The sequence below is a fragment of the Streptomyces sp. NPDC001002 genome (assembly GCF_053599215.1).
Genome location: NZ_JBSFLV010000070.1, coordinates 1 through 14,600, shown reverse-complemented (window position 1 = coordinate 14,600; position 14,600 = coordinate 1). Strand labels below are relative to the sequence as shown.

The following is a 14,600-nucleotide window of genomic DNA, read 5'->3' as shown; positions in this document are numbered from 1 at the left end:
CCGGTCGGCTCATCGTCCCGGTCGGTGGTGGACGGTCCGGCCCTCCGGCGGGAGGGCCGGACCGCATTCATGTGTTCGTCCTTCATGTGTCCGTCGGCGTCGCCCTCAGCAACAGCAGCGCCACGTCGTCCACCCGCTCCCGTGCCGCCGCGCTGTGCTGTACGAGGTGGTCGGCCAGTTCCTCCAGCGGCAAGTCGCCCGAGGACGTGAGGAGTTCACCGAGGTCGGCCAGCGCGTCCTCGATGTCGACGCCCGGGGACTCGATCAGCCCGTCGGTGTAGAGGGCGAGCACGGAGCCGGGGGCCAGGTCGACCTCCGTCGTCGGGTACGTGGCCGCCTCGTCGATGCCGAGCAGCGGACCGCCGGCCAGGTCGAGCACCCGTACCCGCCCGTCCGGTCGGCGCAGCAGCGGCGGCGGATGGCCCGCGCGTGCCATCACCGCGCGTCCGCGCGCCGGGTCCAGCCGCAGATAGAGGCAGCTGGCGAAGAGGTCCGCGCCCAGATCGATCAGCAGCCGGTTGGTGCTGCGCATGACGTCCTCGGGCGCCTGCCCGACCGTGGTGTACGCCCGTACGGCGGTACGGATCTGGCCCATGAGGCCGGCCGCCGTCACGTTGTGCCCCTGGACGTCCCCGATCACGGCCGCCGCAACTCCGTGCGAGGGCACCAGGTCGTAGAAGTCGCCGCCGATCTCCATGCCCTGGGTCGCGGGCAGATAGCGCGCGGCGGCCTCGATGCCGGGCAGTGAGGGCAGGGTGCTGGGCAGCAGCGCCTCCTGCAGCCCGTGCGCGAGCTGGTGCTTGGCGTCGTAGAGCTGGGCGCGTTCCAGGGCCTGGGCGATGAGCCCGCCCAGACTCGTCAGTACGGCCCGCTCGTCCGCGGGGAACGGATGCCGTTCGGTGTAGGCGAGCACACAGGTGCCCACCGGCCGTCCCGAGGCGATCAGCGGCAGGTACGCCCAGGCCGCGAAGCCGTCGGGGGAGTCGAGCCGCCCCGGATAGAGGCGCTCCAGTTCCCCGCGCGAGTCGAAGAACGCCGGTACACCGGTGGTCAGCGCGTGCGTGCCCGGCGTCCGCTCGGCCAGCGGCAGCCCGTCGAACCGCTCCACCACATGCGCGTCCGGATAACCGCGGTGCCCCAGCACATGCAGCCGCCCCGCCCGTGAGCCGAGCACGACGAGGGCCTGGCTGCCCACGGCCGGCGCGATCTCGTCCGCGACCAACTGCACCACGTCCTGCACACCCACCGCCTCGGTGAGCGCGCCCGCCAGGCTGAGAACCTGGGAGATGGTGACCAGCCGCGGCGGGGCGTCACCGGGCTGCGCCCCGGACCGGTTCATCTCCGCCACCGGCCGTGCCCTGGTGATCCGTACGCTCAGCCCGGTCGTGCTGGGATGCAGACGGAACGACAGCCAGTCGCCCGGCGGGCGCAGCGCCATGAACGAGGTGGTGTGCTGGCTGAGCAGCGCGGCCCGGTAACGGTCCTCGTACACCGGGTCGTTGAGCCAGGGCACCGACGCCCACAGCTGGGTGCCGAGCAGTGTGCTGACCGGGACGCCGATGAGGTCGGCCGCGGCCGCATTGGCGAAGCTGATCCTGCCGTGCAGATCCAGCGAGCACAGCCCGTACGGCAGCCGGGCCACCATCCGCGCCGCCTCCAGCGTGCCGAGCGTGCCCGCCGCGCCCGCCGGCGCGGGAGTGGCCAGCAGATCGTGCTCCGCGAACACCGGCCGGTTCTCCTCGACGGCCCGCTCAAGGCGCACCGCGAGCCGGTCGCAGGCCGCGGTCAGATGGTCCCGCTCCCGGTCGGACAGCTCCGGCGGATGGGAACCGGGCCAGGTCACGAACACCGCGCCGTACGCCGTCGACCGCGTCGCCACCGGCAGCGCGGCCAGCGCGAAGGGGTACGGCAGCACCACGGCGATGCGCGGATAGCTGCGCGCCATGTCCTCCTCGCCGCCCACCCAGACCAGCCGCCGCTCCCGCACCGCCTGCGCCACCGGGATCGGCGCGCTCAGCCCGACCCGCTCCCACGGCGCCGCGAACGCCCGGGGCAGCCCCGCCATCACCGACATCTCCAGTACGGGCTCGTCGGCGGCCAGCAGATACACCGCGCCCGAGTGCGCGTGGACCTCGTCCATCATCGACGCCAGTGCCAGGGACAGCAGCGGCCGCCCCACCCGCGTCCTCGCGGTCGCCGGCGGCTGTGCGGACGTATGCCCGTCGGACACGCCGACCACCTCCTCGCACGGCCGCGCGACGGGTCCCAGGGACAAATCTGCCTCCCCCGGGCCGGACGCGCACGGCGAGCGGAACGGCGCGGAGGACCACGGCAGGTTCGGTACGTATCGGGCGGACCGACCCTTCGGCCTCCACGGAACGTCCACAGGGGCTGCGCAGGCGGCGCATACGCGCTGTAATGACGGACGTGGTCAGTGAGGGCGCTGCGGGACGCGGAACGAGAACGTTGCGTGCCGAAAGCGCCCTGAAAGCGCTCACGTCCGAACCGACATCGCCCGATCGGGTGCGCCGTGTCCTGGAACAGGCCCTCGTCTTCGCGGGCGCATCGCTCGCCGCCGTGTACACCCCCGCGCAGGACGGCGACGTCCTGTGCCTGGTCGAGTCGGCCGGCGTACCGCGGACGCTGTTCGGACTGCGCGACGGATATCCCCTCACGGGCGGCTCCCCGGTGGCCGACGCGCATCGCACCGGGAACGCGGTGTGGCTGGGGCCGAAGGAGCTCTCAGGGAGCGCTGAGTCACGGCGGACGTCCGCGCGGGACTTCTTCCTCGCCGTACTCCCTGCGCGCGGGGACGCCGGCGGCGGCTGTCTGGTGGCGGTGAGTGAACGCCCCGACGGGTTCGACACCGACGACCGCAAGTCCCTGGAGCTGATCGCCGACGCCGTGAGCTGTCCCGCCGCGGACCGGGCCACCGAGGGCGGGGAACTGCCGGCCAACGCGTTCAGCCTCGCCATGGACACCGGACGCGTGGAGATCGACGACGAGATCCTCGACCTGTTCGGCCTCACCCGCGACGACTTCGACGGCAAGGTCGAGACCCTGCTCGGCCTCGCGGTCCCCGAGGACCTGCCCTCGCTGATGTCGGTGGTGGAGGCCGACCACATGTCCATCGGCGACCGCGAGCTGGAGTTCCGGGTGCTCCAGCCCTCGGGACCGCCCAAGTGGCTCAGACTGAGCGGGCGGCTGGTGCCCGGCGGCGAGGGGCGGCCCGCCCGGCTCGTGGGGACCGTCGCCGACGCCTCCAAACTGCGCTCCGACGTCACCGACGTGGCCCGCGTCCAGCGCCTCGCCGCCGCCCTGGCCACCGCCGGCACCGTGCGGGACGTCAGCCAGGCCGTGGTCACCGCGCTGCGCAAGCCGCTGCACGCCGACCGGATCGCGCTCGCCGAGCTGGAGAACGAGCGGCTCGTCGTCATCGTCCTGGACCCGCCCGAGCCGGAGTCCTGGCCCGAGCTGTGGCGCCTGGAGTGGCGCTCGGAGTGGCCGGACGCGCCCGTGCGGACCATGCCCACCCTCGCCGCCGCCCTGCGCGAGGGCCGGGCCCGGATCTGGCCGGCCGGCAGCGACCTGGAACCCGCGCTCGCCGAGGTCGGCCCCGGCGGCCTGGCCGTCCTGCCGCTGCCCGCCGGGGGCCGCATGGCCGGCGCCTGCCTCATCGGCTGGGACGCCCCGCACGACTTCGGCACCGACGAACGCGCCCTGCTCACCGCCTCCGCGGGCCTCGCGGGCCAGGCCCTGCTGCGCGCCCACGCCTTCGACGCCGAGCACGAACTCGTCGGCATGCTCCAGCGCCAACTGCTCCCGCGCCGCCTGCCCACCCTGCCCGGCGCAGCCGCCGTCGCCCGCTACCTGCCCACCACGGCAGGGCTGGAGGTCGGCGGCGACTGGTACGACGTGATCCCGCTGCCCGACAACCACGTCGCCCTCGTCATCGGCGACGTCCAGGGGCACAACGCGGGCGCCGCCACCCTGATGAGCCAGATGCGCACCGCCCTGCGCGCCTACGCCGTCGAGGGACACCCGCCGGACGTCGTGGTCTCCCACGCCAACCGCCTCCTGATGGACCTGGAGACGGACCTCTTCGCCACCTGCTGCTACGTCGACGTCGACATGGAGGAGGGGTTCGCCTGGTACGTCCGCGCCGGACACCTCCCGCCGATGCTGCGTCACCCGGACGGCGGAATCGAGATGCCCGACGCCGAGGGCGGGCCGCCGCTCGGCGTGGTCGCGCAGGCCGACTTCCCGATGAGCCCGTTGCGGCTCCAGCCCGGCACGGTCATCGCGCTCACCACGGACGGCCTTGTCGAGTCGTCCGACGCGGACATCGACGAGGGCCTCGACCGGCTCGCGCACGAACTCTCCGCCGCCGACCCCGCCCACCTCGACCTGGTCGCCGACGCCCTGCTGGTGGGCGCCCGCCGCAGCGACGACGTGGCCCTGCTCCTGCTGCGCTACGACGGCATGACCCTGCGCCCGCTGCGGGAGACCTGGACGGTGTGGCGGGTGCCCGAGGCCGTCGGCCACGCCCGCCGCTTCACCCGGCGGGCCCTGCGCGGCTGGGGCGTGCCCCGGGACGACATGGACGCCGCCCTGCTCGTCGTCTCCGAGCTGGTCACCAACGCCCTCGTGCACACCGACGGCCGGGTCCGCCTGGACCTCACCCTGCTCGGCGACCGGCTGCGCGTGGCGGTCGCCGACTCCTCGCCCCGCACCCCGGTCAAGCCGACCAGCATCGGCTGGGAGGCCACCGGCGGGCGCGGCATCCTGCTCGTCGAGGCCATGTCGGGGACCTGGGGGACCGTGCCGGTCAGCGGGGGCAAGCAGGTGTGGGCCGAGCTGGCGGTCAGGCGTTCGTGACGTTGGCGGTGATCAGCCGCAGCAACTGCTTGGCCAGCGCGTCCTGTTCGGGCGTGAGGCCCATGGCGTCGCCGATGGCGAGCGGGACCGTCGCCGCCCGCTCCCGCAGGGCGGCGCCCGCCTCGGTGAGCCGGATGGCGACCGACCGCTCGTCCTCCGCCCTGCGCTCCCGGCGCACAAGACCGCCCGCCTCCAGCCGCTTCAGCAGCGGCGACAGGGTGCTGGACTCCAGCTGCAGCGAGGCCCCGAGGTCCCGTACGGAGATCGAGTCCCGCTCCCACAGCACGAGCATGACCAGGTACTGCGGGTAGGTCAGGCCGAGTTCGTCCAGGAGCGGGCGGTAGCGCGCGGTGACGGCTCGGGAGGCGGCGTACAGGGCGAAGCAGAGCTGGTCGTCCAGGAGCAGCGAGCCCTCGCTCGGCTCCACGCTCGGCCCCACTGAGGCTTGGCTCACGGCACTGCTCCCGGTTGCTGTCCTGTTCACGACGGTCACCTTCACGACGGTCACCACCCTAGTCGCCACCCTAACGGTCAGGTCTGCCCGATCCTATCGCGCACTAATTAGTTGCGCACGACTAAATCGAGGGCTACTGTCCATGGCATGCCGTACCACCGGCTCCCGCACCTCCGCAGGAGCCGCCGCGGCACCCGAACCGAGGAGGCCGTCATGACCGACAGCACCGCATCCCGCCCCGTCCTCGAACCCGCCGCCCAGGCCTTCGTCGAGGCCACGGCGAACCCGCCGTACCTGTTCGACCTGGCACCGGCCGAGGGCCGCAAGGCGGTCGACGAGGTCCAGTCCGGCGACATCGCGAAGCCCGACGTCGACGAAGAGTGGATCACCGTCGAGGGCGGCCCCACCGGCCAGGTCCGCGCCCGGATCGTCAAGCCGGCGGGCTCCAACGCCACCCTTCCGGTGATCCTCTACATCCACGGCGCCGGCTGGGTCTTCGGCAACGCCCACACCCACGACCGGCTGGTGCGCGAACTCGCCGTCGGCGCCGGCGCGGCGGTCGTCTTCCCCGAGTACGACCTCTCGCCCGAGGCCCGCTACCCGGTGGCGATCGAGCAGAACTACGCCGTGGCCCGCTGGATCGTCGAGCAGGGCGCCGGCAAGGGCCTGGACGCCTCGCGGCTGGCCGTCGCCGGCGACTCGGTCGGCGGGAACATGACCGCCGCGCTGACCCTGATGGCCAAGGAGCGCGGCGACGTCCCGCTGGTCCAGCAGGTGCTCTTCTACCCGGTCACCGACGCGAGCTTCGACACCGCCTCCTACCACCAGTTCGCCACCGGCTACTTCCTGCGCCGCGACGGCATGCAGTGGTTCTGGGACCAGTACACGACCGACGAGAGCGAGCGGGCCCAGATCACCGCATCGCCGCTGCGCGCCACCACCGAGCAGCTCAGCGGCCTGCCGCCGGCGCTGGTCATCACCGGCGAGGCCGACGTCCTGCGCGACGAGGGCGAGGCCTACGCGGCCAAGCTGCGCGAGGCGGGCGTGCCGGTCGTCGCCGTCCGCTACCAGGGGATCATCCACGACTTCGTGATGCTGAACGCCCTGCGCGAGACCCATGCCGCCGGCGCGGCCATCGCGCAGGCCGTCGCCACCCTGCGTACCGCGCTCGGCACCGCCTGACCGAAGGGACGGGTCCCCGGCCGGCCGAAGGGGCGTTTGGCCCAGCAACCGCCGGGGACCCGTCCCCGAGCAGTCAACGGATGCAGAGAGAAGATGAACCGCGGTGACCTCGCCCATCAGTGACAAACCCGTCGTCCGCCGGCCCCGCACCGGCTGGTCCAAGGCCCGCCGCCCGCGCGGCGCGGTCCGCACCTGCCTGCCGGCCGTCGAGGAGCGGGTCGGACCGCCCGCGGTGCCCGTGGGGCCGGAGTGGAACATCGTGCGCGGCGAGGACTGAGCGTCACCTGGAGTCCACCGGGCCGCCATGCCTGATTCGTGACCATCGAGCGTCACCGTCCCGCGTCACACCCGGACGATCGAGGCTAAGGTGAAGCAGATGAAGGCTCTTGTGCTGTCCGGCGGAGCCGGTACACGCCTGCGGCCGATCACGCACACTTCGGCGAAGCAGCTCGTGCCCGTGGCCAACAAGGCCGTGCTCTTCTACGGACTGGAATCGATCGCCGCGGCCGGCATCACCGAGGTCGGCGTCATCGTCGGGGACACCGCCGCCGAGATCCAGGAGGCCGTCGGCGACGGCTCCAAGTTCGGGCTGCGGATCACCTACATCCCGCAGGAACGCCCGCTCGGGCTGGCCCACGCGGTGCTGATCGCGCGGGACTGGCTCGGCGACGACGACTTCGTGATGTATCTGGGCGACAACTTCATCGTCGGCGGCATCAGCGCCCTCGTCGACGAGTTCCGGCGCAACCGCCCCGACGCCCAGATTCTGCTCACCCAGGTCGCGGACGCCCGCGCCTTCGGCGTCGCCGAACTCGACGCCACGGGCCAGGTCGTCGGCCTGGAGGAGAAGCCGGAGCATCCCAAGAGCGACTTCGCCCTCGTCGGCGTCTATCTGTTCACCCCGGTCGTCCATGACGCGGTGCGCGCCATCAGCCCGTCCTGGCGCGGGGAGTTGGAGATCACCCACGCCCTCCAGCACCTGATCGACACGGACGCCGACGTACGCAGCACGGTCATCCAGGGCTACTGGAAGGACACCGGCAACGTCACCGACATGCTGGAGGTCAACCGGACCGTCCTGGAGACCCTCGAACCCCGCACCGACGGGGAGGTCGACGAGGAGTCCGAACTCATCGGACGGGTGGTCGTCGAGGAGGGCGCGCGGATCGTGCGCTCCCGGATCGTCGGCCCGGTCCTGATCGGCGCCGGCACGGTCGTCGAGGACTCCTACGTCGGCCCGTTCACCTCGGTCGCCGAGAACTGCGGCATCACCGACAGCGAGCTCGAGTTCTCCATCGTGCTGCGCGACTCCTCGATCCGCGGCGTGGGCCGGATCGAGAACTCCCTGATCGGCCGGCACGTGGAGGTCACTCCGGCCCCCAGCGTGCCCAGCGCCCACCGGTTCGTCCTCGGCGACCACAGCAAGGTGCAGATCCATTCATGACCGTTGTCGCCGACGGCCGCGCCGCCACCACGCACGGAGCAATGCCACACATCCGCTAGGAGTCCCTTCGTGAATCGCCATGAGTTCCTCCGGGAACTGCACAAGGCCAGCGCCAACCGCAACTACCTGGAGATCGGGGTCAACGACGGGCGCAGCCTCGCCCTGTCGCGCGTCCCGAGCATCGCGATCGACCCCGCGTTCAAGGTGGTCACGGAGGTGCGGAACGACGTCCACCTGGTGAAGGCCACCAGTGACGACTTCTTCAAGCGCAACAACCCGCTGGCCCACCTGCGCAGCGGCCGCCACCCCCTGCGCAACCTGCGCCGGGGCCGTAAACCCTTCGGCTACTGGCGGCGCACCACCCTCGACCTGTCCTTCATCGACGGCATGCACCTTTTCGAGTACGCGCTGCGGGACTTCATCAACGTCGAGAAGCACTCCGACTGGGCCAGCGTCATCGTCTTCGACGACATGCTGCCGCGCAGCGTCGACGAGGCGGCCCGGGACCGGCACACCAAGTACTGGACCGGTGACGTCTACAAGGTCGTCGAGATCCTCAACCGCTACCGCCCCGACCTGGTGACCGTCCTCGTCGACACCCAGCCCACCGGCCAGCTGGTCGTCTTCGGCGCCGACCACGCCAACACCGTGCTCAGCGACAAGTACGACGAGATCATCGCCGAGTTCGAGGTGCCCGACCCGCAGAAGGTGCCCGAGGCGATCCTGGAGCGTGTCCAGGCGGTCCAGCCCGAGACGCTGACCCGCGCGGACTTCTGGCGCCCGCTGGTCCGGGCCCGCAACCTCGGCCTCGGCCGCTCCCGCGGCTGGAAGCCGCTGAGCTCCGCCCTGGGCCAGATCACCGGCGGACACTGAACCACTCGCCCCGCGCAGGACGCCCCCTCACGAGAGCGGCCGGCCTGCGCGGGGCGCGGTCAGATCCTCTGCCCCGCGCCCTCGGACGCCCTGCGGCCGAGGGTCGCGGCGAGCAAACGCCGTACCCGGCGGGCGAGTTGGCGTACGACGCCGGGCCGGGGCGGCCGCATCACCTCGACCGAGCCGGCCGCGGTGCGCAGGGCGAGCGGCAGCGGCAGGAAGCGCGGCTCCTCGGCGTCGGGGGCCAGGCACAGCGCGGACCGCCAGGTGCCGCCGTCGAGCCGGTCGACCGGCAGGGCCGCGTCGAGCACAACGGCGTCATCGGTCGGTGAGAGCGTGCCCGGTGTCTCCACCGCGGCGTCGGAGGACGTGAGCTTCAGCAGGACGCCTGTCCTGGCGGGGGCGTACAGCGGCAGCGGCGCGCGCAGCCGGCCGGTCGAGGCGTCGGTGTCGTCCGGGCTCAGCCCGTTCAGGCCGAGCCGCTTGACCGCCCGGTCGACGTCGAGCGAGAGGGTGCCGTGCCGGTCCGTCCAGTACGGCAGCACCACCCGGCCGGCCACCACCCCGGCCGACGTCGCCGCCCGGGCCTTGCGCGGACCCGGACCGACCCGGCTCTCCTTGGTCCAGCCGCCCAGCCTGATCCGGGCGTACGTGTCCCACAGCCCGCCGTGCAGCGGAGCGCCGCCCGCCGCGGTGGCCGCGTCGACGGTGACCACCCCGCGCAGCACCAGCCGGACCTGCCCGCTGTCCTCGACCGGCACGATCTCCCGGGTGACCTCGATCGGCTGGAAGTACTGGGCGCCCGTGGCCCGTTCACGCAGCAACAGGTCCGCGGTCGCCCGGCCGAACCGGGTCACCGCCCCGGCCCCCACCCTGGCGATCGCGTCGGCCACATCACGGGGCGGCTCGTCCGGCCGGGTGCGCACACTGCCGCCGGGATACGTCAACGGCGTACCGTCCGTGGTGAGTTCGGCGGCGAAGTCGAACCGCAGCAGACCGTCCCGCCACTCGACGAGATCGGGCGCCGCGGCCAGTTCGACACCCGCCTCCCACTCCGCGAAGGCCGTCACGTCGGTGAGCCGGTCCGCGACGACCAGCGCGGCGACGACCTGCTGCGTCGGCTGCAACCCGGCGGCGACACCGGGCCCGAAGCGCTCCACGACGACCTGGCGGATCTCCTCGAAGAGCTTCCGGCGGTGGTCCTCCGGCAGGGCGAGCAGGCGGCGGCCGCGCAGCCGGTCCACCATCTCCACCCGCAGCCAGCGCCGGTACAACTTGTCGCGCACCGGGCCCGGTTCGGTGTACCGCTCGACGACGTCCAGCGCCTCGCGGAGGTTCTTGTAGTACCCGGCCGGGTCGAAGGGCTGGATGCCCGCCTTGGAGTGGCCGTCGCGCGGGACGTGGTAGTAGCAGACGTAGTCGCCGATCACGGAGACGTTGGCCGCGCGCAGATAGGCCTCGGTCACGAAGACGTGGTCGTCCAGGCGGCGCCGGCCCTCGGGGAACCGCAGCCCGATGCCGTCGAGGAACGCCCTGCGGTACATCTTGTGCGGGGTGAGGCTGTCGATGAGCGGGGCGTCCTCGACGCTCGCGCGCGGCCGGTTGCGGCGGAACAGCTCCACCGGCACCGGCCGGCCCCGCGCGGCCATCTTGCCGACGACCACGTCGGCGCCGTTGGCCACCCCGTACCCGTACATCCGCTCCAGGGCCTCGTCGCCGAGGACGTCGTCGTGGTCGACGAACATCACGTACTCCCCGCGGGCGGCGGCGACACCGACGTTGCGGGGCTTGCCGGACCAGCCGGAGTTGTCCTGGTGGACGACCCGGACCCGGGGGTCCTCGGCGGCGAGCGCGTCGAGCCGGGCCGGGGTGGCGTCGGTCGAGCCGTCGTCGACGAAGATCACTTCGAAGTCGTCGGGCGGCAGGGACTGTTTGAGCAGGGAGGCGATGCAATCGCCGATGCGGGCCCCCGGGTTGTGGACGGGGACGATGACGCTGACCTTGACCGGCATCGGGCTTCCGAGCCCCCTCGGGTCGCTCGCCGAATGGGTGGTGCGGGTGGCCAGATGCTAACCCGCGAGGGGGCTTTGCCCCACTCGCACCTCCCTGACGAGAGGATGACCATGCGGCGTCAGTCGTGTGTCTTGGCGAGGAGTTCGAGGATCTCCGCCGTGGTGCCCCGCTCGCCCAGGCGCGGGAAGATCCGCTCGACGCTGTTGTCGTGCGCCTCGGCGCTCAGGTCGCTCATCGCGTCGGTGGCCAGCGTGACGTGGTAGCCGTGCTCGTAGGCCGCGCGGGCGGTGGACTCGACGCCGATGCTGGTGGCGATGCCCGTCAGCACGATCTGCGTGACACCGCGCCGGCGCAACTGGACGTCGAGGTCGGTGCCGTGGAAGGCGCCCCAGTTGTGCTTCGTGACGGTGATGTCGCCCGCGTGGCCCGCGAGTTCACCGACGATCAGGTCCCAGCCCTCGGGCGGGGTCCCGGTCCGTCCGGCGGCTTCCGTGCGGCCGGAGGGGGCGTCCGCCCCGTCGGCGGCGAACGAGACCCGGACCAGGACCACGGGCAGCCCCCGGTCACGGAAGGCGTCGGCGAGCGCGACCGTGCGGGCCACGACCTCCTCGCCGGAGTACGGCTGAGTGGGCGCGCCGACGATGCCGGCCTGAAGGTCGATCACTACGAGGGCGGTGCGCGGGTCGAGGGCGGTGACGGTCATGGACGTGCCTTTCGGGAGAGTGCGGTGGAGCTGGGGGGAGGAGGAGCGGGGAGGACGGTGTGCGCTCCCCGGGGCGTGCCGGCCGACGAGGGGGAGGCCTCGCGAGCGAGCCTCTCAAGCCGGGCTTTTCACTCCTGCGTCAGCCGTTCCAGCAGGGCCAGCCCGTCCAGGAGTCTTCTCCGCTCGTCCTCGGTGTACCGGTCCTGGAGGGCCCGGGCCAGCCACTCCTCGCGCGCCTGCTGGTCGCCGTCGACGCGTCTGCGCCCGGCATCGGTGAGGGTGACGAGCTGACGACGGCCGTCGTCGGGGTCCTGGGTGCGGCGGATCATGCCCTGCCGGTCGAGCGCGGCGAGCGTGGTGGCCATCGACTGCGGACGTACGCCCTCCGCCGTGGCCAGCGCGCTGGCCGTGGCCGCGCCGTGCTTGGCGACCAGGGTGAGCGCGGAGACCTGGGGCGGGGTGAGCTCCTCGTTCTCCGCGATCACTCGGATCCGGCGCCGCAGCCGGCTGAACACCACCCGCAGGTCACGGGCTGCCCGGGCCGCCGAGTCGGAGATGCCCTCGGGCGGGTCGGTGGCCGATGCGTTCATGGGCCCACCGTAGATCCGTGATCGGGAAACTGTCCAGTCCAGACTGAACAGTTTCAACTGTAGACCTCTGTTGGACCGGCCGAGCGGACTCCCGCCATCCTCCCTAGGCTGACCCCGTGCGCCTCCTCCTCATGTCCGACACCCACCTCCCCAAGCGCGCCAAGGAACTCCCCGCGCCGCTGCTCGCCGAACTCCCGCGCGCGGACGTCGTGTTGCACGCCGGGGACTGGGTCGACAGCGCCACCCTCGATCTGCTGGAGGCCCGCTCCCAGCGGGTCGTCGGCGTGTACGGCAACAACGACGGGCCGCCCCTGCGCGCCCGGCTGCCCGAGGTGGCGTACGCCGAACTCGGCGGCCTGCGCTTCGGTGTCGTCCACGAGACGGGCGCCGCCCAGGGCAGGGAGGCCCGCTGCGCCGCACGCTTCCCGGACCTCGACGTGCTGGTCTTCGGGCACAGCCACATCCCCTGGGACACCACCGCCGCCACCGGCCTGCGCCTGCTCAACCCCGGCTCCCCGACCGACCGCCGACGCCAGCCGCACTGCACGTACATGACCGCCACGGCCGCCGACGGCCGCCTCACCGACCTGGAACTGCACCGACTGCCTCCGAGGTAGCCCCGCCGGTGGCGCGACGCAGACCTACCGGGCCCTGACGCCTACGACGACGGATGGATCGCCCCCGCCGTGGCCGAGAGCGGCGTGCCGCTGCCGCCCCACCGCAACGCGATGATCTCCGCCGCGACTGACACCGCGACCTCCTCGGGCGTACGGGCCCCGAGGTCGAGGCCGACGGGGGAGCGCAGTCGGGAGAGCTCGGGCTCGGTGAGGCCGGCGTCGACCAGGTGCCGCATGCGGTCGTCGTGGGTACGGCGGCTGCCCATCGCGCCGATGTAGGCGGCCGGGCGGCGCAGCGCCTCCGTCAGGAGCGGTACGTCGAACTTGGGGTCGTGGGTCAGCACGCAGATCACCGTGCGTTCGTCCGTGTCCGTGCCGTGGAGGTAGCGATGCGGCCAGTCGACGACCACCTCGACGCCCGTCGGGAAGCGTTTCGGGGTGGCGAAGACCGGGCGGGCGTCGCACACGGTGACGCGGTAGCCGAGGAAGCCGCCGATGCGGGCGACCGCGGCCGCGTAGTCGATCGCGCCGAAGACCAGCATGCGGGGCGGTGGGGCGAAGGAGTGCAGGAAGACGGTGACCTTGTCCTCGCGGCGCTCGCCGCGCGGCCCGTAGTGCCGCAACCCCGTTGCGCCGAGGGCGAGTTCGCCCCGGGCGTCGGCGGTGACGGCGAAGTCCAGGCCTTCCGATCCCAGCGTGCCCGAGACCTCGTCGGGGCCGACCGCGAGGGTCGCCCCGCGCGGCGCGGGTCCGTCGAGCACCGTCGCGACGGTCACCGGACGGCCCGCGGCGACGGCCTCCGCGATCACCGGGAACGTCGGATCGGTCTCCGGAGTGACGGGCCGGACCAGCAGCGTGATCTCGCCGCCGCAGGTGAGCCCGACCGCGAACGCGTCCTCGTCGCTGTACCCGAAGGTCTCAAGGCGTGCCTCGCCGCTCGCCACCACCTCCTGGGCGAGCTCGAAGACGGCTCCCTCGACACAGCCGCCGGACACGCTCCCCACGACCTCGTCGCCGGGCCCGACCGCCATGGCCGCGCCGGGATCGCGCGGCGCGCTGCGGCTGACGGCGACGACGGTCGCGAGGCCGAACGGCACCCGGTCCGCATACCACTCGCTCAGCCGCGGGAGGATGTCACGCACGCTCCGCTCCTTCGGACAGGCCCAGGTCAGCCGGTGTTCCGGCGGTCGGGTCAAGGGTCGCATCCGGGCCCCGAGCGACTCCGTATCACCACGCCTTCCATCATCGCGCTCCCCGATAATCCGTTGGCATCGCGGACGTCCGTCTGCTGCACTGCTCAGGAACCCGCAGTGAAAGAACCGAGGAGCTGAGATGCGCGCACCGTTCATGTCCACCCAGGAAGGAATGACCCCTCACCCAAAGGACATGACGCTTCGTGCACTTGCTCAACCTCGGCATCCTCGCGCACGTCGACGCAGGTAAGACCAGCCTGACCGAGCGGCTGCTGCACACCGTCGGCGTGATCGACGAGATCGGCAGCGTCGACGACGGGAACACCCGTACCGACACCCTCGCGCTGGAGCGCCGGCGCGGCATCACCATCAAGTCCGCCGTCGTCTCCTTCCAGGTCGACGACGTGACGGTCAACCTCATCGACACACCGGGCCACCCGGACTTCATCGCCGAGGTGGAGCGCGTCCTCGGCGTGCTCGACGGCGCGGTGCTCGTCGTCTCGGCCGTCGAGGGCGTCCAGGCGCAGACGCGCGTCCTGATGCGGACACTGCGGCGGCTGCGCATCCCGACCCTGCTGTTCGTGAACAAGATCGACCGGCGCGGGGCCCGCCAGGACGGTGTGCTGCGCGAGATCGCCGACCGGCTCACACCG

13 protein-coding genes are annotated in these 14,600 nt (G+C 72.4%); 7 read left to right on the top strand and 6 right to left on the bottom strand.

Annotated features, from left to right (window positions below; all coding sequences use genetic code 11):
- Nucleotides 1–82 precede the first annotated feature (82 nt).
- On the bottom strand, nt 83–2,239 hold the full coding sequence (locus ACWDR3_RS28320; RefSeq protein WP_450355417.1) for a SpoIIE family protein phosphatase: 2,157 nt from the start codon (nt 2,237–2,239) through the stop codon (nt 83–85).
- Between the two features lie 179 nt (nt 2,240–2,418).
- Between ACWDR3_RS28320 and ACWDR3_RS28315 the strand changes: the two genes are divergently transcribed.
- Nucleotides 2,419–4,878 carry a SpoIIE family protein phosphatase gene (locus tag ACWDR3_RS28315; RefSeq protein WP_450355392.1) on the top strand — a complete coding sequence of 820 codons (2,460 nt, stop codon included), beginning with the start codon at nt 2,419–2,421 and terminating at the stop codon, nt 4,876–4,878.
- On the opposite strand, the gene ACWDR3_RS28310 is transcribed toward ACWDR3_RS28315, so the two are convergent.
- Nucleotides 4,865–5,332 (bottom strand): MarR family winged helix-turn-helix transcriptional regulator, encoded by a 468-nt coding sequence (locus tag ACWDR3_RS28310; RefSeq protein ID WP_450355391.1) that lies wholly within the window; start codon nt 5,330–5,332, stop codon nt 4,865–4,867. The genes ACWDR3_RS28315 and ACWDR3_RS28310 overlap by 14 nt on opposite strands.
- Nucleotides 5,333–5,545: 213 nt before the next feature.
- Here ACWDR3_RS28310 and ACWDR3_RS28305 point away from each other — a divergent pair, with 213 nt between their 5' ends.
- From ACWDR3_RS28305 to ACWDR3_RS28290, 4 genes are all read left to right on the top strand, one after another.
- Nucleotides 5,546–6,514 (top strand): alpha/beta hydrolase, encoded by a 969-nt coding sequence (locus ACWDR3_RS28305; protein WP_450355390.1) that lies wholly within the window; start codon nt 5,546–5,548, stop codon nt 6,512–6,514.
- A gap of 103 nt (nt 6,515–6,617) precedes the next feature.
- A complete protein-coding gene (locus ACWDR3_RS28300; RefSeq protein WP_450355389.1) occupies nt 6,618–6,791 on the top strand; it encodes a hypothetical protein in 174 nt (57 codons plus the stop codon).
- 99 nt (nt 6,792–6,890) lie between these two features.
- A complete protein-coding gene (locus tag ACWDR3_RS28295; protein WP_450355388.1) occupies nt 6,891–7,958 on the top strand; it encodes a glucose-1-phosphate thymidylyltransferase in 1,068 nt (355 codons plus the stop codon).
- Between the two features lie 69 nt (nt 7,959–8,027).
- Nucleotides 8,028–8,831 carry a class I SAM-dependent methyltransferase gene (locus ACWDR3_RS28290; protein WP_450355387.1) on the top strand — a complete coding sequence of 268 codons (804 nt, stop codon included), beginning with the start codon at nt 8,028–8,030 and terminating at the stop codon, nt 8,829–8,831.
- A 59-nt stretch (nt 8,832–8,890) separates the two neighbouring features.
- Here the strand turns inward: ACWDR3_RS28290 and ACWDR3_RS28285 are convergent, their stop codons facing one another.
- The 3 genes from ACWDR3_RS28285 to ACWDR3_RS28275 all read right to left on the bottom strand — a co-directional run bounded on the left by ACWDR3_RS28285 (nt 8,891) and on the right by ACWDR3_RS28275 (nt 12,137).
- Entirely contained in the window at nt 8,891–10,843 is a 1,953-nt protein-coding gene (locus ACWDR3_RS28285; protein WP_450355386.1) for a glycosyltransferase, read from the bottom strand.
- Between the two features lie 119 nt (nt 10,844–10,962).
- A complete protein-coding gene (locus ACWDR3_RS28280; RefSeq protein WP_450355385.1) occupies nt 10,963–11,547 on the bottom strand; it encodes a hydrolase in 585 nt (194 codons plus the stop codon).
- 128 nt (nt 11,548–11,675) lie between these two features.
- Nucleotides 11,676–12,137: a MarR family winged helix-turn-helix transcriptional regulator gene (locus ACWDR3_RS28275; RefSeq protein WP_450355384.1), complete on the bottom strand. Its 462-nt coding sequence runs from the start codon at nt 12,135–12,137 to the stop codon at nt 11,676–11,678.
- Nucleotides 12,138–12,253: 116 nt separating this feature from the next.
- Here ACWDR3_RS28275 and ACWDR3_RS28270 point away from each other — a divergent pair, with 116 nt between their 5' ends.
- Nucleotides 12,254–12,754 (top strand): metallophosphoesterase family protein, encoded by a 501-nt coding sequence (locus ACWDR3_RS28270; RefSeq protein ID WP_450355383.1) that lies wholly within the window; start codon nt 12,254–12,256, stop codon nt 12,752–12,754.
- 41 nt (nt 12,755–12,795) lie between these two features.
- Here ACWDR3_RS28270 and ACWDR3_RS28265 read toward each other — a convergent pair whose 3' ends face one another.
- Nucleotides 12,796–13,896 carry an XdhC family protein gene (locus ACWDR3_RS28265; protein ID WP_450355382.1) on the bottom strand — a complete coding sequence of 367 codons (1,101 nt, stop codon included), beginning with the start codon at nt 13,894–13,896 and terminating at the stop codon, nt 12,796–12,798.
- Nucleotides 13,897–14,150: 254 nt separating this feature from the next.
- Between ACWDR3_RS28265 and ACWDR3_RS28260 the strand changes: the two genes are divergently transcribed.
- The coding region (locus ACWDR3_RS28260) for a GTP-binding protein (protein ID WP_450355381.1) at nt 14,151–14,600 on the top strand (450 nt) is incomplete at its 3' end.

What these genes read in the sequence shown, in the direction of transcription:
- ACWDR3_RS28315 (WP_450355392.1), top strand. Translation starts at nt 2,419, where the DNA reads ATGACGGACGTGGTCAGTGAGGGCGCTGCGGGACGCGGAACGAGAACG.
- ACWDR3_RS28305 (WP_450355390.1), top strand. Translation starts at nt 5,546, where the DNA reads ATGACCGACAGCACCGCATCCCGCCCCGTCCTCGAACCCGCCGCCCAG.
- ACWDR3_RS28295 (WP_450355388.1), top strand. Translation starts at nt 6,891, where the DNA reads ATGAAGGCTCTTGTGCTGTCCGGCGGAGCCGGTACACGCCTGCGGCCG.
- ACWDR3_RS28285 (WP_450355386.1), bottom strand. Translation starts at nt 10,843, where the DNA reads ATGCCGGTCAAGGTCAGCGTCATCGTCCCCGTCCACAACCCGGGGGCC.
- ACWDR3_RS28280 (WP_450355385.1), bottom strand. Translation starts at nt 11,547, where the DNA reads ATGACCGTCACCGCCCTCGACCCGCGCACCGCCCTCGTAGTGATCGAC.
- ACWDR3_RS28275 (WP_450355384.1), bottom strand. Translation starts at nt 12,137, where the DNA reads ATGAACGCATCGGCCACCGACCCGCCCGAGGGCATCTCCGACTCGGCG.